Source organism: Providencia sp. 2023EL-00965 (assembly GCF_033550225.1).
GTDB lineage: Bacteria > Pseudomonadota > Gammaproteobacteria > Enterobacterales > Enterobacteriaceae > Providencia > Providencia manganoxydans.
Genome location: NZ_JAWUEH010000020.1, coordinates 24,460 through 45,179, shown reverse-complemented (window position 1 = coordinate 45,179; position 20,720 = coordinate 24,460). Strand labels below are relative to the sequence as shown.

At 40.1% G+C, this 20,720-nt stretch carries 17 protein-coding genes; 10 read left to right on the top strand and 7 right to left on the bottom strand.

The window, feature by feature from the left end:
- The first annotated feature begins 34 nt into the window (after positions 1-34).
- Both SC428_RS20000 and SC428_RS19995 read left to right on the top strand, forming a co-directional pair.
- Complete coding sequence (locus SC428_RS20000; RefSeq protein WP_140178520.1) at positions 35-616, top strand: cysteine hydrolase family protein; 582 nt, start codon at positions 35-37, stop codon at positions 614-616.
- Between the two features lie 376 nt (positions 617-992).
- On the top strand, positions 993-1,568 hold the full coding sequence (locus SC428_RS19995; RefSeq protein WP_140178523.1) for a DUF308 domain-containing protein: 576 nt from the start codon (positions 993-995) through the stop codon (positions 1,566-1,568).
- Between the two features lie 479 nt (positions 1,569-2,047).
- Here the strand turns inward: SC428_RS19995 and SC428_RS19990 are convergent, their stop codons facing one another.
- Positions 2,048-2,560, bottom strand: a complete 513-nt coding sequence (locus SC428_RS19990) for an anti-virulence regulator CigR family protein (protein ID WP_140178529.1) — start codon at positions 2,558-2,560, stop codon at positions 2,048-2,050.
- Positions 2,561-2,997: 437 nt separating this feature from the next.
- On the opposite strand from SC428_RS19990, the gene SC428_RS19985 reads away from it, so the two are divergent.
- The 4 genes from SC428_RS19985 to SC428_RS19970 all read left to right on the top strand — a co-directional run bounded on the left by SC428_RS19985 (position 2,998) and on the right by SC428_RS19970 (position 8,395).
- The gene (locus SC428_RS19985) at positions 2,998-4,263 is read left to right on the top strand and encodes a mechanosensitive ion channel family protein (RefSeq protein ID WP_070927857.1); all 1,266 of its coding nucleotides are present in this window, start codon (positions 2,998-3,000) and stop codon (positions 4,261-4,263) included.
- Positions 4,264-4,558: 295 nt separating this feature from the next.
- Positions 4,559-6,988: a DMSO/selenate family reductase complex A subunit gene (locus tag SC428_RS19980; RefSeq protein ID WP_410003652.1), complete on the top strand. Its 2,430-nt coding sequence runs from the start codon at positions 4,559-4,561 to the stop codon at positions 6,986-6,988.
- A gap of 11 nt (positions 6,989-6,999) precedes the next feature.
- Positions 7,000-7,617 (top strand): DMSO/selenate family reductase complex B subunit, encoded by a 618-nt coding sequence (locus SC428_RS19975; RefSeq protein ID WP_008910766.1) that lies wholly within the window; start codon positions 7,000-7,002, stop codon positions 7,615-7,617.
- 1 nt (position 7,618) lies between these two features.
- Positions 7,619-8,395 carry a dimethyl sulfoxide reductase anchor subunit family protein gene (locus SC428_RS19970; RefSeq protein ID WP_283125291.1) on the top strand — a complete coding sequence of 259 codons (777 nt, stop codon included), beginning with the start codon at positions 7,619-7,621 and terminating at the stop codon, positions 8,393-8,395.
- A gap of 86 nt (positions 8,396-8,481) precedes the next feature.
- Here the strand turns inward: SC428_RS19970 and SC428_RS19965 are convergent, their stop codons facing one another.
- Positions 8,482-9,024 carry a DUF924 family protein gene (locus SC428_RS19965; protein WP_070929291.1) on the bottom strand — a complete coding sequence of 181 codons (543 nt, stop codon included), beginning with the start codon at positions 9,022-9,024 and terminating at the stop codon, positions 8,482-8,484.
- A gap of 753 nt (positions 9,025-9,777) precedes the next feature.
- Here SC428_RS19965 and SC428_RS19960 point away from each other — a divergent pair.
- Entirely contained in the window at positions 9,778-10,047 is a 270-nt protein-coding gene (locus SC428_RS19960; protein WP_070929290.1) for a hypothetical protein, read from the top strand.
- 75 nt (positions 10,048-10,122) lie between these two features.
- Here the strand turns inward: SC428_RS19960 and SC428_RS19955 are convergent, their stop codons facing one another.
- Genes SC428_RS19955 through SC428_RS19935 form a run of 5 tightly spaced genes read right to left on the bottom strand, consistent with a single transcriptional unit; the run spans position 10,123 to position 16,293 of the window.
- A complete protein-coding gene (locus SC428_RS19955) occupies positions 10,123-11,865 on the bottom strand; it encodes an acetyl/propionyl/methylcrotonyl-CoA carboxylase subunit alpha (RefSeq protein ID WP_175442564.1) in 1,743 nt (580 codons plus the stop codon).
- Positions 11,852-13,453, bottom strand: a complete 1,602-nt coding sequence (locus tag SC428_RS19950) for a 5-oxoprolinase/urea amidolyase family protein (RefSeq protein WP_318709894.1) — start codon at positions 13,451-13,453, stop codon at positions 11,852-11,854. Before SC428_RS19950 ends, SC428_RS19955 begins: the two co-directional genes overlap by 14 nt.
- A 9-nt stretch (positions 13,454-13,462) precedes the next feature.
- Positions 13,463-14,269: a putative hydro-lyase gene (locus SC428_RS19945; RefSeq protein ID WP_318709892.1), complete on the bottom strand. Its 807-nt coding sequence runs from the start codon at positions 14,267-14,269 to the stop codon at positions 13,463-13,465.
- On the bottom strand, positions 14,266-15,039 hold the full coding sequence (locus tag SC428_RS19940) for a 5-oxoprolinase subunit PxpA (RefSeq protein ID WP_318709890.1): 774 nt from the start codon (positions 15,037-15,039) through the stop codon (positions 14,266-14,268). Before SC428_RS19940 ends, SC428_RS19945 begins: the two co-directional genes overlap by 4 nt.
- 15 nt (positions 15,040-15,054) lie before the next feature.
- The gene (locus SC428_RS19935; RefSeq protein WP_318709889.1) at positions 15,055-16,293 is read right to left on the bottom strand and encodes an NRAMP family divalent metal transporter; all 1,239 of its coding nucleotides are present in this window, start codon (positions 16,291-16,293) and stop codon (positions 15,055-15,057) included.
- A 522-nt stretch (positions 16,294-16,815) separates the two neighbouring features.
- Here SC428_RS19935 and SC428_RS19930 point away from each other — a divergent pair.
- The 3 genes from SC428_RS19930 to SC428_RS19920 all read left to right on the top strand — a co-directional run bounded on the left by SC428_RS19930 (position 16,816) and on the right by SC428_RS19920 (position 20,663).
- Positions 16,816-17,478 (top strand): GntR family transcriptional regulator, encoded by a 663-nt coding sequence (locus SC428_RS19930; protein ID WP_070929286.1) that lies wholly within the window; start codon positions 16,816-16,818, stop codon positions 17,476-17,478.
- A gap of 479 nt (positions 17,479-17,957) precedes the next feature.
- A complete protein-coding gene (gltP, locus tag SC428_RS19925) occupies positions 17,958-19,265 on the top strand; it encodes a glutamate/aspartate:proton symporter GltP (RefSeq protein WP_140178551.1) in 1,308 nt (435 codons plus the stop codon).
- A gap of 444 nt (positions 19,266-19,709) precedes the next feature.
- On the top strand, positions 19,710-20,663 hold the full coding sequence (locus tag SC428_RS19920) for a glycoside hydrolase family 6 protein (protein WP_318709887.1): 954 nt from the start codon (positions 19,710-19,712) through the stop codon (positions 20,661-20,663).
- Positions 20,664-20,720: the final 57 nt, after the last annotated feature.

Sequence of the window (20,720 nt, the reverse complement as noted above, 5' to 3'; positions counted from 1 at the left end):
ATTTAGATAATAAGTATTCACTGAAGGAAAACACATGTCACAAGCTCTGATTATTATTGACTTGATTGAAGAAATAGTCGGTAAAAATGGTTTATCAAATACCAGCTATCAACAAACTCAAGAACGTAATGTGATTGAAAAATCTAATCAAGCTGCTGCTTATGCCCGCGAGAACGATATTCCTATTATTTGGGTCAAAGTTGGCTTCGCGGATGATTATCATGATATCCCTGCTGGCTCGCCAATGTTTAATCGTGCAAAAGCATTGGGAGCATTAAAACTCAGTAGTGTAGGTTGTCAATGGGTCAACGAATTAGATGTCCAGTTACGTGATCTGATTATGATAAAAAAAGGTGTTAGTGCCTTTACAGGCAATAAATTAGATCATTGGTTAAAGGAAAATAATATTAACCACATCTTGTTTGGAGGAGTGAGTACATTAATGGCAATTCAGAGTAGCGCCCGCTTGGCTCATGACCTCGGTTATCAAGTAACTGTCATTGATGAACTTTGTGCCGCAGCAACCCTTGAATTACATCAACAAAGCTTACAAGCACTCCAAGGAATGGCCACAATATCTTCACTATCAGAATTTTTGCAAGGGAAGATTAAATAGCCTTCAAACTTTATATTCCTTTCTCAAAGCCAGTGAGTTAATACTTCTGGCTTTCCTACAATTGAGTTATCCATCTAAATCAAAAAACATTAACTATCTATCTCTATCTTAAACTGACCATGAATTTTGGTTTCCTTCGCAAATCAGTTCAAATCCCAACAGATAAAACTCTAAACTAGAGCAATAATTCTACAGATGCGCCATTTATTGATTCAATTAGTCATGTCTAACGATAACAGCGAGTATTAGCAATAGGTATTTTTTATTAATTTTGTGAAATAGTTATTGAATTACCTACTAATGGTCTATATTTTTAGCATTAATTCTAATCACCCTATTCAATCACTCTTTATTTGATGTAAGGGAGTAATTTATTATGCTTAATCTCAATCAGAACCAACTCAAAAATCTTGCCGAATCACAGTTAAAGGGCCATAGAACCATTATTTATCTAGTTGCCTTACTATTGTTAGTCGGGGGCGTAGTTTGTATTACTAATCCCATCGTATCAGGTATCGCTTTTAGCTCGTTAATTGGTGTCATGTTATTAATCAGTGGCGTTGCCGTAATTTTGAATATTGTTTTCAACCGCCTGTATGCCAATGTTTCAGTATTTTTTAGCTTAATCGCAGGTATTGCCTATCTTATCTTAGGTTATGCGTTTATTACTGATCCGCTACAGAGTTTGCTATTTCTTGCGGTATTTGTAGCTGTGTTATTTATTATCGGTGGGGTAATTCGTCTCTTTGTTGGTGCTAAGTTATTTAGCTCAGCGGCGGGGATGATGAATATATTGATCGGTATCTTAGACTTTATCATTGCCTACATGCTACTTAGCGGTAACGCTCAAACATCAATTACCCTATTAACATTATTTATCGGGATCGAGTTACTATTTAGCTCTTTTAACCTATTCTTGCTAGCGGGTGCACTCAAGAAAAACGCCAAATAATGTAGTCGTTGACGAAGTGGGATAAAAACGAGTTTTTTCCCGCTCCGTGTGATCAGTCGAAAATCAATAAATTGATTTTCCTCGTTTATTTCAAGACTGCCGACAAACCGAATACGTTTGTCAGCGGCCTGAAAGAGTATATTGATGGTAAGTGGTATTTTTATCGCACCCACTTACCATCAAATAATTTTTAAATATTAAAAAATTATTTAGTCACATGCTTGACTTTACACTCCTAAAAGTTAGAATGCTCTCAAGTGATCTAGATCACAATCTAACATTTGGAGCTTCCATGAATACCATCAAAGAATTTATTAGCAATGTTCAAGAAGTCATTGAATTACTTGCAAAACGTTTTATGTAAGACCACGTTTTCCTATTACCTCATCTTTAGCGTTTTTTGACTCAAATTAACTTCAGTTATGATGAGTATCTGCATTTTTTGCAATACAGCCTTAAATGACTTTAAGGCTGTTTTTTTATTCAAAAACGTCCTCAATCACTTTCACAACCACTGCGGTTCCTATCGCCATTAGCACCAAATCACGGCCACTCATACGCCATTCATAACCATCATAAACAGGTAGACGTGATTCAAAATGCCTTGGTAAACGTCGCTTAGCAATACCGGGTGGAAAAGGTCTTCCCACAATAACCTGTTTTGCAATCCCCGGAGGTAAACGTGAATAGCCTGTCATACCATAATCAACTGCTATTGGTCTTACTGAACCAAAATTTAAATTAATATTAAATCCCGGTGATACTGGTTGCTGAACAACGATAACTTCATTTGGGTAATATCTCTTTTCATGATGCTTTTTGCCGCGCTCATTGTGTTTATGGTTGTGTGAGTTCTCATAATAATTTTTCTGACGCCCATTTCCTTCACCATGATGACCTTTTGGATCAGCTTGTGCAGTATAAGGTAATAGCCCGCTACTCATCATTAGTAGAGCAGAAAGTAAATACTTGCTAATTGTTGTTTGTTTCATGATTACGTCTCCCGCGACTCATTGCGCTTAAATTAGTCGGGCAAACAACTTTCAACAATCGGAATTTATCCCATAATACGTAATTATAAGTAAATTTAGGCTTGATAAGGCCACGCTATTTATAATATCCTGCCTGATGGTATATCTATTTATTTATAACTTACATTTACCTTTTTCAACCTATTTTTAACTTTTATTTTTAACTACCTCAGTTTTTTTAACCATAAGCAATGAAGTGTTATTAAATTTATGTTATTGTTTCTCAGTAGGTTATCGCATTAAACACTTAATACATCTACTCTAAATAATTCGAGGTGTAGCTAAACGCTAAATGATGATCGCTAGGAGCGCTAGAAAACTCAGCGATTTGTACATCTATTGACTGCTTCAACTTGAACTATGACGAGTCTATTTGATGTCAATTAGAAGGAGAAAACATGCAGCAGCAACTGCTAGACTGGGTACGCCAGTTCAATCAAGATTATGCCGATATTGCTTCACTTCTCATGGTGCTAGGTTTGATCATCGTCGTCGCGCTGATCTTGCATTTCATCTTACATAAAATCATTTTACCTCGCATAGAAAAGCAAGGTCAGAAAAAAGGCCAAGGTTGGCAACGCCAATTAACTCAATTTAGCTTATTTAACCGAATCGCCTTTGTTATTCAAGGTGTTGTGGTTAATATCCAAGCGGTATTGTGGTTGCATGCAGGCTCTACTCCTCAACAGATTTTAACTGTTGCTTCGCAAGCTTGGTGTATGCTTTTCGGTTTGCTAACTTTTTACTCTGTTCTCGATATATTGCATAGCGTATTACAACGTGCAGCGAAAACAGCTCACTTGCCATTACGTGGTATTTTTCAAAGTGTCAAACTGATTGCAACAGTACTGGTTGCGATTATGATCATTGCATTGCTGATTGGTAAATCCCCTCTGATTTTACTCAGCGGTTTAGGTGCAATGACCGCCGTCATGATGTTGGTGTTTAAGGACCCAATCATGGGGCTGGTTGCGGGGGTTCAACTGTCCGCCAACAATATGGTTAATATTGGTGATTGGCTAGAAATGCCGAAATATGGTGCAGATGGCGCGGTTGTTGATATCGGTTTAACTACCGTTAAAGTGCAGAACTGGGATAATACGGTTACAACCATACCTACCTACGCGTTAATTTCTGATTCGTTTAAAAACTGGAAAGGAATGACGGAATCAGGTGGCCGCCGTATTAAACGCAGTGTTCGTCTAGATACCACCAGTATCCATTTCCTTGGGCAAGAAGAGATCGCTTCTTTAGAAAAAGCCAATCTGCTTGAACCTTATATGGATAATAAAATCTCTGAGATCAGCGTATTCAACTCTGCTATCCCTGAAGATAAAGCGACGCCACTTAATCAACGCAGACTCACCAATATAGGGACATTCCGTGCCTATGTTGAAGCCTATATGAAGTCACATCCAAATATACATAAAGGAATGACGATTATGGTTAGGCAACTTGAGTCAGATTCCAATGGTTTACCGATTGAAATTTATGCCTTCACTAACACAACGGCATGGGTAGAATACGAACGGATCCAATCAGATATTTTTGACCATATCTTTTCGATATTGCCACAGTTTGATTTACGTGTTCATCAGTCACCAACAGGTACTGATATGCGGGCTATCGGTCAACAAGTTTCACTATCCGATACTCACCAGTAATTAGTTAGTTTAGCTTATATAATTACAACTTAAGTAGTATATCTACAGAGGGGGAAACCCCTCTTTTCCTGCCTTTAATGCCCTCCTCTATATATTTAATGATATAACGATAGATAATTTAAATGTGACTATTCAGTCTAATCACCCAAAAACTCTTTATAAATTAAAGCGATAATAATCAATAGTCTTTCATTTATCAGGGATATTGTTGATGTAGGTCATGTTACTTATTCGCGACTTTTTTTAACATGAAAAGTAAGAAAGTGATATCGATCTTTACATATAGGCAATGTCAATGCATAAAACTACTAAAAATACTCATTTAGGAGAGTTGAGCAGGCGCGAATTTATTCAAGCCTCCGCAACAGTTGCAACCGCAGCAGCGGTCGCGGGCTCAATCAGTCTCCCTTTTGCTGCTCAAGCAAAAACACCAGAAATCATGCCTGATGAAATCAGTGAGAAAATCAGTTATAGCGCCTGTTTAGTGAACTGTGGTAGTCGCTGCCCACTAAAAGTTCATGTAAAAGATGGCGTTATCAGCCGAATTTCCAACGAAACCATGTATGACGATTCTACTTTAGGCGAACATCAAATTCGTCCATGTTTGCGTGGTCGTTCAGTACGCTGGAAAACATACAATCCTGACAGATTAAAATATCCGATGGTACGTGTGGGTAAACGTGGCGAAGGTAAATTCAAAAAGATCAGTTGGGATGAAGCCACCACTATCATCGCCGAAAAACTCAAATATACGATAGATAAATACGGTAGCGATGCTATTTATTATCAATATGGTACAGGCTCAACAGGGGCTAACCTACACGGACGCGCCGCTTGTAAACGTCTGCTTAGCCTAACCGGTGGTTTTCTCGGTGACTACGGCACCTATTCCTATGCACAATTAATGGAAATCACCCCTTATGTGTACGGTAGTGTTGAAGAATCATTATTATCTGAAATTCAAAACTCTGATCTCGTGGTGATGTTTGGTCATAACCTTGCAGAAACGCGTATGTCAGGTGGTGGTCAATTTTATGAGACTTTAAATGCGCTCGATAAGAGTAAAGCAAAAGTGATCATTATTGACCCACGTCGTACAGACAGTGTCACGACACTTGGTGCAGAGTGGATCCCTATTTATCCGGGAACTGACGCCGCATTAGTGGCTGCATTAGGTTATGTGATGATCCAAGAAGGCTTAACTGATGAAGCTTTCTTGAAAGATTATTGTGTTGGTTGGGATGAAAGCACGCTACCTGCTTCCGCACCACGTAATGCCTCTTATAAAGATTATATTTTAGGTAATGGACCTGATGGCATAGCGAAAACGCCTGAATGGGCAAGTAAACTCACCGGTATTTCTGTATCACGCATTATTCAACTCGCTCGCGAAATTGGTAACTCCAATCATGCATGGATTTCACAAGGTTGGGGGCTACAGCGTACAGAAAATGGTGAGCAAGCGTGTCGTTCTATCATGATGCTCCCTATCATGTCCGGTAATATTGGTCGTCCTGGTACCAACACGGGTCTTTGGGGCAACAGTGTCGCTTATCCTGTTGCAGGTTTCGGCTTACCAAACCCCGTTAAGGCAACCTTACCTTCATTTATGTGGACTGAAGCGATTGTTCGCGGTAAAGAACTGACCGCTGAAAATGGGGGTATTAAAGGTGCCGATAAACTGAATAACGATATTAAGTTTATGTGGTGCTATTCCAGTAACGTCATTGGTAACCAGCACGCTGACTTGAATAAAACCCATGAAATCCTTTCTGATGAATCAAAATGTGAGTTTATTTTAGTCTGGGATAATCATAATACTCCATCAGCACAATACGCTGACCTATTATTACCAGACGTAACCCCGGTTGAAACTAACGACCTTATCAATAACTCTTATGCGAGTGGTGCTTATCACTATCTCGTGCGCTTACAAAATGCAATAGAGCCTCTGTGGGAAAACCGCCCTAACTATGATGTCTTAGCTGAAATCGCTGAAAAAATGGGAGTTAAAGATCAATTCACCGAAGGTCGTAGCTATGAAGAGTGGATTGAGTTTTGCTACAACAAAACGCGTGAAAAAATGCCGCATTTACCTGAGTTTAGCGAAACTGATGGCGGAGGCATTATTGATCGTCAATTTGCTGACACCTCAAAATATATTGCACTAAAAGATTTTCGTGATGACCCTGTGGCAAACCCACTCAAAACGCCATCAGGCAAAATCGAAATCTATTCAGAACAATTAGCTGAACGCGTAAAAAACTGGGAGCTACCAGAAGGACAGCGTATCCCAGCTATTCCTGAATACTGTGTCAACAAAGAAGGTGTTGAACAGCAACGTAGTCAGCAAAAATTCCCTCTGTTAATGACAGGTTTCCACGATAAAGGTCACGTTCACTCAAGTTATTTTAACGTTGAGATGCTACGAGAGGCGATCCCGCATCAGTTTTGGCTCAACCCAGTTGATGCTCAAGAGCGTGGTTTAAATAACGGTGATATTGCAGAGATTTTCAATGACCGTGGTCGTATTCAGATCCAAGTTAAAGTTACTGAGCGCGTATTACCGGGGGTGATCGCTGTGCCACAAGGCGCATGGCGTACATTAGACACAGCAGGATTAGATACAGGTGGCTGTATCAACACCCTCACCTCACAAGTTCCTTCCCCATTGGCAAAAGGAACACCACAACATACAAACCTTGTTGAAGTGAAACGCGCTTAAGGAGTTAATTTATGAAACAGTATGGCTTTTATTTTGACTCCACAAAATGTACTGGCTGTAAAACATGTCAGGTCAGTTGTAAGGATGAAAAAGATCTCGATTTAGGCCCTAAATTCCGCCGAGTTTATGAGTTTGGTGGGGGGAGTTGGCAAAAACAAGACGGTATTTGGCAGCAAAATGTGTATAGCTACTATTTGTCGATCTCTTGTAACCATTGTTCAAATCCCACTTGCGTTGAAGGCTGCCCGACAGGTGCCATGCACAAACGCGCGGAAGATGGCCTTGTGGTGGTTGACCAATCTGTATGCGTAGGCTGTCGTTACTGTGAGTTACGCTGTCCATATGGTGCACCGCAGTACGATGAAAAGAAAAAACTGATGAGCAAATGTGATGGCTGCTATGAACGTGTAGCCAAAGGCATGAAACCCGTCTGTGTTGAATCATGCCCACAACGTGCATTAGATTTTGATGATATTAATGTGCTACGTGAATTGCATGGCACTGAGTGTGGTATTGCTCCAATGCCAGACCCGAGTATCACAAACCCTAATATTGTCATCAAGCCACATAAAGATGCGAAACCATCTGGCGATAAAAGTGGCGAACTGAAAAACCCTGCGGAGGTGTAAAATGCATGAACTACCACTCGTTTTTTTCACCGTACTGGGTCAGTCCGCTGCGGGTTTATTTTTGCTGGCTTATCTAAGCAAAAAAATGGGTTCAATTGATGAAAAACAATTGAAAAATGCCAATATCCTAGCCTTCATTGTCGTTGTGATTGGTTTAGGTATTGGTGGCCTACACGTTGGGCAGCCATTACGTTTCTTCAATATGCTGCTCGGTGTTGGTCGCTCACCAATGAGTAACGAAGCATTTTTGAGCGGTATATTTGTTGGTTGTGCAGCAGCGACACTGTTCTTTACTCTATTTTATAAAAAACCACTACTGCGTGAGCTAGCCAATATTGCTACCGTAGTAACTGGTGTGGCTTTTGTTTGGTCAATTCCACAAGTTTATAATATTGCTTCAATTGCTAATTGGAACACCGGTTACACAACACTCCAGATGTGGATGACGATGTTAGTTGGTGGCGGTGCTTTAGCAATTGCTATTGGTGCTCGTGGTTTGGGGATTGCTTCTTTCTTAATTGGTGCTGTGGTTATTTTCGCTAGCCGTGCGGGATATCAAGCATTTCTTTCTGAAAGTGGACCGGCCCTAAGTGCAGAACAAACTGGTTTTTGGGGATTCCAAGTCGTTGTTTTGGTTATTGCATTAGCAGGTTTTGTCGGCATGGCATTAAAACAACGTGCGCCAAAAGCCACTTTAGCCACTTGTGCCGCCGCAGTACTACTTGCTGAACTAGCAGGCCGTATTGCCTTCTATAATTTGTGGCAAATCACCATGTAACCCCTCTTTTAATTTCATGTTAAACCAAAGAGCCTGCTGTTGCAGGCTCTTTACTGTAGATACCCCATTGATTCACCTATTTACTCTTAAAAAGACGAATTGGGTTGTTGGAGAAATGCGATCTCCTCTTTGGTCGATAAACGTCCAACTATCTCATTACGATGTGGATAACGACCAAAACGATCAATAATTGCCTTATGCTGCATTTCATAATTCAAGGTATTATCATCCCCTAAACCGCGAAATAGCTCCACCGCTTGTTGATGAATAAAACTGGATTCGGAATGCATAAAAGGCATCAAAACAAATTTACGTTGTGACAACGACAATAAGTTATAATCAGGCTGTTTAATTGCTTCTTGAGCCAGTACTAATGCCATTTGGTCTTGAGCAAAAGCTTTAGGTGTATCACGCCAAATATTACGTGAGAACTGATCGAGTACAATAATTTCTGCCAATCGACCACGAATCGAAATTCGCCAATATGCCAACTCCCCTTTTGCAGCCCGATCCAAAACGCCAGCAAAGCGTTGTGTAATCACTGCATCAAATTTTGTGCTTTTTTCAAACCACTGTTTTGGTGTTGACTCCTCAAACCAAAATGTCAAAACGTTTTCCATGGTATTCATTGTTGTTAGATACCTAAGTTTGTTAGTGATAAGTTATTTTTTATCGTAAATAAAACCGTTAATCATTGTCATGAGCTATCTCTTAAAACAACAATAATTAGAGAAATATTTTGTATTTTTGCGAACCAGTTCCAAAATATTCGAGTATCGATGCACGCAAATTAATCAACAAGTGATCATTTATTCTTTAAACACTTCCATTATTAATTATAAACTGATTGATTATATTTGATGTTCAATAACCATTAATTAATGCTGCTATCTGTTGATTTGGTATTTAATGCCAATTTATAATGAATTTTCACGCCATTACATACATTTGATGAATCCAATGATAAGATTTATTCCGTAGCCATTAAGTGTATTCTTTACTCATCTTAATAAGGCTAGTTTGGTGTCACCAAATAACTGAATTTATCAACTGTCAATTCGTCCAATACTCTAACGAATTGAGAGCACAGCTCTCGGTAGCAAGTGAACAAATCGCTAGAAGCATAGAGAACGATGTAACTAGTACAAATGGGAACATAATCGATAACGCTGCAAGTTGACGTATTACGAGTATATTACCTACAGCTCAGTGTTTGACCTAATATTTGGCTTTATACTCTAAATAATTCGAGATGCAGGTAGGCGACAAGCGAAGATAGATGGGGAGCATAGATGAACTATGTGACTCGGCGAGCATAGCGCAATCAACAACCCGGCATCTTGAAGTATGACGAGTATATATGTGTTGAAGGAGCAGTTTGAATGGCAGGACATATGGTACTCATTGGGTGGGCATTGTGGGTTAGCCCTTGTGGCACTGATGCCTGTGATGCACTTCCCGTCACTGAGTCCATTTTTACAGAACAACAATGTATAACGCGTAAATCCTACCTTGAGTCTAAAAGACCCAACCTCTATTTTATGTGCGGTGAAGTCTATCGTGATAGTGAAGAGATAAAAAAAGACGATCATCACAGCGTTCCTGCACCTAATCCGCCATTACGCTCGCTCCCTGAGCGCAAATCACGTTAAACTCACTTTAGGGGCGTTGTTTTTACAACTTTAAAAGCCCCTAGAAGAAAGTAAAATCACCACTATTTCGACGACTTAGCAAATTTCAGCAATCTTATTTTCTGCATCAATGTAATCGCCTTTGCGTGCAATATATCTGAGTGTACCCGCTCGATGCGCCATAACTTGTACTTCCATCTTCATCGCCTCCATCACCCCAATCACTTCACCTTGTGATACCTGATTACCGTCAGCCACCAGCCAGTTAAATAACACTCCTGAAATAGGTGCATTAACCTCATGTTCCTGATGTTCATTATTGGCTGTGGTTGTCACGGGTTCAGAAGATGATAATGATAAACCGGCTAACAACTGTACTGGCAATCCTAACTCGCAGCGTTTACCGTCGATTTCAATAAAGGTACGTGTCAACTCACTATTATTTTGTGGTAATTGACGTTTTGCCGGCGCAATATCAACGTTAAATTCTGTTTCAATCCAGCGAGTATGCACTTTGAATTGTTCACAGAAGTCAGCGTGTTGCATAACAGCACGATGGAATGGTAGTACCGAAGCGACACCTTCAATCTCGAATTCCGCCAACGCACGGCGAGCCCGTTGAATAGCCTGCTCACGACTATGACCTACAACAATCAGTTTTGCCATCAATGAGTCAAATGTACCCGGTATTACTGATCCTGAAACAACACCACTATCTAAGCGGACACCCGGCCCTGTAGGAGCATCAAAACGCAAAATTGTGCCCGGTGTCGGTAAGAAACCATTGCCTGCATCTTCCGCATTAATGCGGAACTCAAATGCATGCCCTCTCGGTTTTGGTGTTTCAGTCATGCTTAATGGCAGCCCTTGAGCAATTCGCAGTTGCTCAAGGACTAAATCAATACCTGCCGTTTCTTCTGTGACTGGATGCTCTACTTGCAAACGTGTATTGACCTCAAGAAATGATAATTTACCATCTTGGCTTAATAAGAACTCTACCGTACCTGCGCCGACATAATTGGCTTTAGTACAGATATCCACGGAAGCTTTAATGATCTGCTGTTGCAGCTGTTCGGATAAAAATGGTGCGGGGGATTCTTCGACTAATTTTTGATTACGGCGCTGCAATGAACAATCACGCGTCCCCACAACAACTACATGACCATGTTGATCTGCAATAACTTGCGCTTCGATGTGGCGAGGGTTATGTAAAAACTGTTCAAGGAAACATTCACCACGACCAAATGCTGCGGTCGCTTCACGAACTGCTGAATGGTATAGCTCTTCCACTTCCTCCATTTGCCATGCCACTTTTAGGCCGCGGCCACCACCACCAAATGCGGCTTTGATTGCAATGGGTAAACCATTTTCATGAGCAAATTCGACGACTTCTTGTGCATTCTTAACCGGCTCTTTCGTTCCCGAAACGAGTGGTGCACCTACCTGCATGGCAAGTTGACGTGCCTTAACTTTATCACCTAATACTTCGATCGTTTCTGGATTTGGCCCTATCCAAATTAACCCTGCTTTTTTAACCTCTCGGGCAAATTCAGCTCGCTCAGATAGAAATCCATAGCCTGGGTGGACCATTGTCGCACCTGATTTTTTGGCAATATTAATCAGCTTTTGCATATCCAAATAGCTATCTGCTGGTGTATTACCTGATAGTCCATAAGCTTCATCCGCCATTTGAACATGCAGTGCACTCATGTCCATGTCTGCATAAACCGCTACAGAACCAAAACCGATATCACGGCAGGCACGGATAATACGTACCGCTATTTCACCACGGTTCGCGATCAACACTTTATGTTGGGTATTGTTATTAATTATAGGCATAAGCGTCACGGCTCCCTTCGCTCTCTTTAAAAGCTCTAATTGGGTTAAACTGTATTTTGGCATTAACGGGTATTTGCCCCGCCAAATCTAAATGGTATTCACAAACCGCACCGATCACTGGGTAGCCGCCGGTTAAAGGATGATCATTTAAGAACAAAACAGGCTGACCATTTGCTGGGATCTGAATAGCACCAATACAGGTTCCTTCACTCGGTAATTCTTGATGTTTTTCTCGTTCAATCGCAGTGTCCCCCAGAAGCCTTAACCCGATACGGTTAGAATCCGCAGTGACTTGCCATAATTGTGAAGTTAATACTTGAATGACTTGTGAAGTGAACCAATCCGTACGCGGCCCTAAAATAATATCAAGAGTCACCACATCATCTGCGGTTGGATAAGCCAAACTAGGTGTCTCATTTAACGCAAGCGCCGTTTGTAGCTGCACTGATTTCACTGCTAACGTTTGTCCATTAACCAATGGCGATGGACCAACCTGTGCTAATGTGTCAAATGAACGGCTACCTAATATAGGCGCAACGTCAATTCCGCCCCGTATAGCCAAATAACTACGCACTCCTGCGGTGGCTTTGCCAAGACGAATAGTGTCTCCTTGAGCTAAATGGATAGGCTGATACTGTGATGCGATGTACTTAATGTTATCAGCTGTCGTAATTTCAACCTCACAACTGGCACCTGTTACTGCCACCAGCAAAGATTTATTCGCTTGAGCCTTAAAGCCACCTTGCGTGATCTCTAATGCGGCTTCATCGATAGCATTACCCACTATACGGTTAGCGGTGCGTAAAGCGCTTTTATCCATAGCCCCCGATTCTGAAATCCCCAGTTCGGATTGCCCTTTACGTCCAAAATCTTGCAGTAATGTTTGTAATCCAGTAGCAATGATCGTCAGATCTTTCGCAGCCGTATTGCTATCAAATATCGGAGTGCGTGGCAAACTATGTGTCACCTTCGTTTTAGCCGCATCAACATAATTAACGCGATAGCCCGGTTTGAGTAACGCAGGCTCAGTGCGTTGCAAATCCCACACTGCCGTTTCAGTGATCCCAATCAACTGCCAACCACCCGGACTTGCTTGTGGGTAAACACTACTAAACTCCCCCGCCAAAGCCACAGAGCCAGCAGGAATACGGATCCGTGGTGATGAGCGACGAGGGACATTTAGCTGCGCATGTTGCGAAACCATATAAGCAAAACCGGGGGCAAAACCACAAAAAGCCACCTGATATTCATTTTCTGTATGTCTTTCGATCACTTCTTTAACAGAAATTCCGAGGTGTTGCGCAACATCACCTAAATCTTCCCCATTATAATGAACGGGGATCGTGACTAATTGACCCAGCTTCAAATCCGCAGTAGCTACATCCAGTTGTGATATTTTGCTAACTAACCAATTTACCTCTGTTGTTAACGGATTAAAACGAACCAAGACAGTACGAGCAGCCGGTATAATTTCTTCAATTGCTAACTGTTGTGACATGTTACGCAATAAATCAGTCAAGGCCATTGTCTCTTCAAGACTTTGTAGCTCAATCATGAAAGTACTTAAATTGACAGGTAAAAATCGCATTAGCCCCTCCTAAACATGATAAGCTGCATCAGGCACATCCGTAATAAACATATGACCCGGTGCATGGCTAAGTGCAAATGGTACCCCTGATTTCATGACTGCGGCCTGTGGTGTCACACCGCAAGCCCAAAATACTGGTATCTCGCCACTTTGAATACGTACAGGATCACCAAAATCGGGCGCCATAATATCCGTAATACCGAGTGCTTCTGGAGCACCAATATGTACCGGTGTCCCGTGGACAGAAGGGAAACGGCCAGTAATACTGACGGCATCAGCAACACGCTCAGCAGGAATAGGACGCATCGAGACCACGAGTTCCCCTTGTAAGCGGCCCGCAGGGCGACATAAACGATTGGTTTTATACATGGGCACATTGGTATTATCGCTAATATGGCGTACATCAATACCCGCTTCCATCATTGATGTTTCAAATGTAAAACTACAACCAATTAAAAAAGTCACTAAATCAGGGTGATCACGATAAATCTCTGTCGCATCAGTGATCTCAGTTTCTAGCTTTCCATTTCGCCAAACACGATAGCGTGGAATATCTGTACGTAAATCAGCACCTTCTGCTAAAACAGTCTGCCAACTCCCCGCTTCACAAACATCTAATACAGGACAACTCTTGGGGTTTCTTTGCGCATATAACAGAAAATCAAATGCCCAATCACGCGGTAAGGCAATCATATTCGCTTGTGTCATACCCGCGGCAAGACCCGCTGTTGGCTTATCAAAGCCTTGGCGGATCGCCTCTCGGGCTGATCTTGCTGCTGCAATCGCTTGTTCCGAGGCTTTAAACAGTGTTGTCATAACGCCCCTCCCGCAAAAGCAGAGATACTCACACCATTTTGTTGCAATAACTCACACACTTGCTGTGCCATCGCTACCGCGCCTGGGCTATCGCCGTGAACACAAATAGAACCCGCTTCTATCGGGGTAAATTGACCTTCAATGGATATCACTCCACCTTCATTCACCAGTTGCAGCATGCGTTGCGCAACTTGCACAGGATCATGTAATACCGCTCCGGCTTCTTTGCGTGAAACTAACGTGCCATTGGCATGGTAAGCTCTATCCGCAAAAGCCTCTGCAACCACTGTCAAACCACGCTCTTTCGCCCATTCAATCAATGGTGAACCCGCTAAAGCGACTAATATTAATTTTTCATCAACAGCATTAATTGCATCAATCACCGCCATGGCTTGACGTTTATCATGGGCAATCGTGTTGTACAGTGCTCCATGTGGTTTCACATATTGCACTTTGCACCCTGCCGCTGAAGCTAGCCCTTTCAGCGCACCGATTTGATAAATCACATCTGCAATTAATTCATTTGCAGCGATATCCATATTGCGACGACCAAAACCGACTAAATCGGGGTAGCCAACATGGGCGCCCACTACCACACCATTTTGCCTTGCCGCTTTTAATGTTTTTAAAATCCCTTCAGGTGATCCGGCATGAAAACCGCAAGCAATATTCGCACTGCTGACAATGTTCAACATCGCATCATCATTACCCATTTGCCACTGACCAAAGCTTTCTCCGAGGTCACTATTTAAATCGATTATTTTTTGCATTCGTTTCATTGACCTCTATTTTAAGTAATTAAAGATAGCTTCTACTGACATCACGCCCATGTACCATGTTAATGCACAAATGATGACACCTGACCACAGCAACCAACGTGGATAGTGATACCCAGACATCAAATCAGCACGTTTCCAACCGATATACACAAAAATGGTTAAGCCAATTGGTAAGATCAGCCCATTAAAACCACCAGCAAACACCAATAAAGCAGCTGGTGCCGTCCCCATCATTAAATAAACAGCTAAGGAAATCGCGATAAAAATGATGGTGGCGATATTACGCTGTCTTTCTGTGACTGATTTTTTAAACGCAGTGATAAAACTCATAGAAGTATAAGCAGCACCAATAACACTGGTCAGTGCCGCAGCCCATAAAATCAAACCAAAAATACGTAATCCGAAATTACCTGCCGCAGCTTGAAAAGCTTGAGAAGCTGGATTTGCTGATTGCCCTGAAATATCAATGGTTACCCCACTTGCAACCACACCTAAAATGGCTAAGAATAAAATGTAACGCATTAAACCAACAACTAAGATGCCCTTGGTTGCAGCACTTGAGACAACCTTAATATTTTCGATACCCACAGCACCTTTATCGAGTAAACGATGCGCACCTGCATAGCAGATATAGCCACCTACCGTTCCACCAACAATTGTCGTGATCATCGCAAAATCAACTGTGTCAGGAAGTACACTCTGACGTAATGCTTCACCAACAGGTGGGTTTGATGCAAAAGCAACAAACAGAGTTAAACCAATCATTACCAGACCTAGCACAATAATGATCCGATCGATAAAGGTACTGGCTTTACGAGAAGAGAAAATATAGATTGCCAATAATGCGCTAATTAACCCTCCCCATTTTGGATCTAAGCCAACCAACGCGTTTAATCCTAAACCTGCACCCGCAATATTACCGACGTTAAAGATTAATCCACCAAAAATAACCAGTACAGCCAGCAAATAGCCACTACCCGGTATAGTTAAGTTAGCAATCTCTGACGAATGCATTTTAGTTAATGTCACAACACGCCAAATATTTTGTTGTACAACAAAATCGATGATGATGGATGCAAGGATCCCAAAAGCGAATGCTGCACCTAAGGTAACGGTAAAGGTTGCCGTTTGAGTGATAAAGCCGGGGCCAATCGCTGAGGTCGCCATTAAAAAAATGGCACCTATCAATGAAGTTCGCCTATTTTTCACAAATTCTGCGGTATTGGTACTTTCTTGAGATGCCATGTGCATACTCCTTTCGGATTGTTTTTGTCGTTATTGATGTTGTGATCGCCATGTACTCTAAATAATTCGAGGTGCAGCTGGGCGACAAGTGAATGAATTCGCTTGGCGCATAGAAAATACAGTGACTACCGCAAGTCATCGTAATCACCATACCAACGAAAAGCGCTGCAACTTGAAGTATACCGAGTAGGAGGCAACTTTCGTGCCATTGTTCTACCAAGAGTAATTATTGTTAATTCATCTTCACCAGATTGTTGAACAATTAATAAGGAATGGTGAATTAACAAGCAATAAAAATCGTTTTTTGGTGTTTAAAAATCAAAGACTGATCACTTTTTTAACAAATCATGCAAATAATTAACATTAATTGAAACCAACGATTCGACAATACGCACCAAGTTAGTGCAAAAATCATAAATTAGCCTTAACAATGCACCAAAACGAGCCTTGATGCCTTTTAGGTTATATGTGAAGATAATCTATTGGCTGTGTATAACTGACTCTTTATAGTACAAAATACTTATGACTAAACGACCTGTAGCACAAACATTAGCTGTCACTATTGCAGAAACTATCCGCTATAAAATTACTATTGGCGTGCTCACACCAGGTCAACGTCTGTCTGAAGCTGCCTTAAGTGATGAACTGGATATTTCACGTAATACACTACGTGAAGTGTTTAGAGTTTTAACGCAAGAAGGGTTACTTACTTATGCACCAAATAAGGGCGTGTTTGTCTCTGTTCCTGATATGGCTGCAATTATCGACATCTATCAAGTCCGCCGTTTAGTGGAATGTGACTCCTTAATGCATGCTTACGCAATGCATCCCGCAGTGCAAAAAATGAAACATGCAGTCAGTGAAGCACGCGAACAAGAAAAAGTGGAAAATTGGATTGGTGTGGGGACTGCCAATATGAAATTTCACACTGCTATTGTGGAACTCTCTGATAGTGAGCGACTAATTAAGTTATATCGCAATGTCGCGGCTGAATTGCGCTTAGCATTTGGGCATCTTAACGACCCTAAAATTCTTTATGCTCCTTATATTGATAAGAACCAATTTATTTTAGAATTACTTGATACTGGTAAAAACCACGAAGCAGCCGAAACACTCCGACAATATTTAGATCTCTCAGAGCGCACATTACTTGCTGCTTATAAACGTAGTCAATCAAGTTATTAAACACTCGGTCTATTTTTATATTTAACAAATCTATATTTATCCTTCTTGGAACTAAATTTTATTTAATAATAATATTGTGCTAATTCTCACTTCTCAAAACCCTCTTCCGAATATTTACCACTTTTATTGTATTTATTGACTTTTTACTCATCACTTTTTACTGATACTTTTTTATCCACATGTTCATTTTACATACAAAACAAACAAAAAAGTAACAACACTAAAACAATTAATTAATATTAAGCTTTACTCCTATCGCTTAAAAAATAATTTTTAATGTAAGAAATAGCGCATGACAGTATTAAATTGTTACAAATTAATACATATCAACAATAAAAAATAGTTGCCCACATCAATTACTCGACTAAATGACTCAATATTTACGATCTAACAGTTGTAGTTTTAACGAATATTCGCTATAAAATTTGCGCTAGTAAAAATACAAACATAAAAAATATTAATATAATTGAGATCCCATTATGACTTCAAACCACATTTCGACGAAGAAACCGTTTAAGTTTGGCCTCGGATGGCAAATTTTAGTTGCACTAATTTTAGGGGTTGTTTTAGGCGCTTTTCTGCATGAAAGCGTAGAATATAAAGATTGGTTAATTGTGAATGTATTATCACCAGCAGGTAAAATATTTATTCAATTAATTAAAATGATCGTCGTTCCAATTGTTATTTCAACTCTGATTGTCGGTATTGCTGGAGTTGGAAATACTAAACAACTCGGTTCGTTAGGTTTTAAAACCATTCTTTATTTTGAAGTAATTACCACTATTGCAATCATTGTTGGTATTAGCTTTGCCAATATTTTCCAACCTGGAGTTGGCATTGATATGTCACAGCTGACGCAGGTTGATATCTCTCAATATGAAAAAACAACTCAAGAAGTCGAAAGCCATCCTTCTGGTATTATTAATACCATTCTGACGATGGTGCCAAGCAATATTTTTGCCTCGATGGCCGGTGGTGAAATGCTACCCGTTATCTTCTTTGCCGTATTATTTGGTTTAGGCCTCTCATCCTTACCAAAAGAAAAAAAGCAACCTTTGCTAGATGTGCTACAAACGTTCTCTGAAACTATGTTCCGTGTGACTAACATGATCATGCTCTATGCACCTATCGGTGTATTTGCCTTGATCTCAGTGACCGTGGCTAACTTTGGATTTACCTCATTAGTACCGCTGTTGAAACTAGTCGTCCTTGTTCATTGTGCCATCCTCTTCTTTGCTATTGTGGTATTAGGATTAGTTGCACGTTATTGCAAAATTAACATTTTCACTCTAATGCGCATCTTAAAGGATGAGCTATTATTAGCCTACTCAACCGCCAGCTCAGAAACAGTATTACCACGTATTATGGATAAAATGGAGCAATACGGCGCACCTAAATCTGTAACCAGTTTTGTTATTCCAATCGGTTACTCATTTAACCTTGATGGCTCGACCCTTTATCAAAGTATTGCGGCTATCTTTATCGCCCAGCTCTATGGTATTGAGCTATCCATCGGACAAGAGTTGATTTTAGTATTTACCTTAATGATCACATCTAAAGGTATTGCTGGTGTACCGGGCGTCTCCTTTGTGGTACTGCTAGCCACATTAGGTAGTGTCGGGATCCCACTTGAAGGCTTAGCATTTATTGCCGGTGTTGACCGAATTCTTGATATGGCGCGTACCGCACTGAATGTAGTTGGTAATGCCCTAGCTGCACTCGTTATAGCTAAATGGGAACACAACTACGATGAACAAAAAGCACGTGAATATGAGAAAACATTTTAATCATTACATGCTTTAGGTAAAAAGGCCGAGATATTTCTCGGTCTTTTTTATTTATAATTTAAATAAGTTGATATTTCATTACATATATAGATAATAATGCAAATAAGAGTAAAAACCTATATATTTAAACATGTTAGTTTTATCATTTCGTATATAGGAAAAATATTATTTTACCTTCAATAAAAACAAAATCGTGACCTTCCACACACAAATATCAATACATTCCAGTAAGTATATTTACTTCACACTAAGGCCGTGTTAAAAAACACTTAAATCGACTAATAATATTTATATAACAATAAAATTAAATATAGCATCTATAATAAAAGATAAATATTATCTATTATTTGGCTTATATATCCTTAATTTTCACAACATCAATTTATTTTATTTATTAATACTAAATAAAAATCTGATAATGCTTTGCTAACAGGAATGGATATAATGAATAACAAAATTCTTTTATTTTTAATTTCATCTTGTTATATGGGAGATATTATGGCAACAAACTATTTTGTTGATCCTCAATCTTCCTCAGCATTATGGGTTGAGAAAAATAAAAGTGATCCACGAGCAGAGCCCATTAATAAAAACATTGCCTCTGTCCCTACTGCTATCTGGTTATCTTCCATTCAAGAAAGTGAATTTGAATTAACACAGAAGATCACAAACTATATTGCACAAGCCGAAAAGCAAAAAACTGAATTAATGTTTGTTGTATACGGTTTACCCAACCGTGATTGTTCAGGACAAGCCTCTGCAGATAACAGTGTGGATAAACAAAGATATAAAACATGGATTGATACTCTGGCAACTAACATCTCTGACACTAAAATGACAATTATTTTAGAGCCGGATGCGCTAGCTGATATAAGTTGTCTAACAGAAGCACAGCGTTCAGAAAGGATCAATTTAATTAATTATGCTGTCTCAAAATTTAAAACAAAATCTCCAAATGTCCATGTCTATCTAGATGCAGGAAATATGAAATGGGTGACAGCAAAAGAGATGGCTCAATCGCTAATATCAGCAGGAATTAAAGATGCTTATGGTTTTTCTTTAAATATTTCTAATTATCACGCGACTGACCCAACCCTAAAATATGGTAACGATATTAATCAATATTTAACTGAGCTAGCTAATGTACAATCAAATATCATGATTGATACATCACGTAATGGCAATGGTGCTTCAGGACTGCCTAATGATTGGTGTAATTCAACAGGACGAAAAATCGGTGATGGACCAAAAGATATATCCGCAACAGTTAAAACCGCTTGGATTAAACCACCTGGAGAATCTGATGGTGATTTTTCTCCATCAGCAGACTGTCATGGTGGCCCTAAAGCCGGTGTATTTAGTCCAGAATTAGCAATGAAATTAATTGAAGGGAAGTAAGTGATCAGGATGGTTATTCAGGAAAGAAAATAATCATAAAATGGAAGAAAAAATAGA

Excerpts from the sequence above, each read along its gene's own strand:
- SC428_RS20000 (WP_140178520.1), top strand. The coding sequence starts at position 35 with ATGTCACAAGCTCTGATTATTATTGACTTGATTGAAGAAATAGTCGGT.
- SC428_RS19995 (WP_140178523.1), top strand. The coding sequence starts at position 993 with ATGCTTAATCTCAATCAGAACCAACTCAAAAATCTTGCCGAATCACAG.
- SC428_RS19990 (WP_140178529.1), bottom strand. The coding sequence starts at position 2,560 with ATGAAACAAACAACAATTAGCAAGTATTTACTTTCTGCTCTACTAATG.
- SC428_RS19985 (WP_070927857.1), top strand. The coding sequence starts at position 2,998 with ATGCAGCAGCAACTGCTAGACTGGGTACGCCAGTTCAATCAAGATTAT.
- SC428_RS19980 (WP_410003652.1), top strand. The coding sequence starts at position 4,559 with ATGCATAAAACTACTAAAAATACTCATTTAGGAGAGTTGAGCAGGCGC.
- SC428_RS19975 (WP_008910766.1), top strand. The coding sequence starts at position 7,000 with ATGAAACAGTATGGCTTTTATTTTGACTCCACAAAATGTACTGGCTGT.
- SC428_RS19970 (WP_283125291.1), top strand. The coding sequence starts at position 7,619 with ATGCATGAACTACCACTCGTTTTTTTCACCGTACTGGGTCAGTCCGCT.
- SC428_RS19965 (WP_070929291.1), bottom strand. The coding sequence starts at position 9,024 with ATGAATACCATGGAAAACGTTTTGACATTTTGGTTTGAGGAGTCAACA.
- SC428_RS19960 (WP_070929290.1), top strand. The coding sequence starts at position 9,778 with ATGGCAGGACATATGGTACTCATTGGGTGGGCATTGTGGGTTAGCCCT.
- SC428_RS19955 (WP_175442564.1), bottom strand. The coding sequence starts at position 11,865 with ATGCCTATAATTAATAACAATACCCAACATAAAGTGTTGATCGCGAAC.
- SC428_RS19950 (WP_318709894.1), bottom strand. The coding sequence starts at position 13,453 with ATGCGATTTTTACCTGTCAATTTAAGTACTTTCATGATTGAGCTACAA.
- SC428_RS19945 (WP_318709892.1), bottom strand. The coding sequence starts at position 14,269 with ATGACAACACTGTTTAAAGCCTCGGAACAAGCGATTGCAGCAGCAAGA.
- SC428_RS19940 (WP_318709890.1), bottom strand. The coding sequence starts at position 15,039 with ATGCAAAAAATAATCGATTTAAATAGTGACCTCGGAGAAAGCTTTGGT.
- SC428_RS19935 (WP_318709889.1), bottom strand. The coding sequence starts at position 16,293 with ATGGCATCTCAAGAAAGTACCAATACCGCAGAATTTGTGAAAAATAGG.
- SC428_RS19930 (WP_070929286.1), top strand. The coding sequence starts at position 16,816 with ATGACTAAACGACCTGTAGCACAAACATTAGCTGTCACTATTGCAGAA.
- gltP (WP_140178551.1), top strand. The coding sequence starts at position 17,958 with ATGACTTCAAACCACATTTCGACGAAGAAACCGTTTAAGTTTGGCCTC.
- SC428_RS19920 (WP_318709887.1), top strand. The coding sequence starts at position 19,710 with ATGAATAACAAAATTCTTTTATTTTTAATTTCATCTTGTTATATGGGA.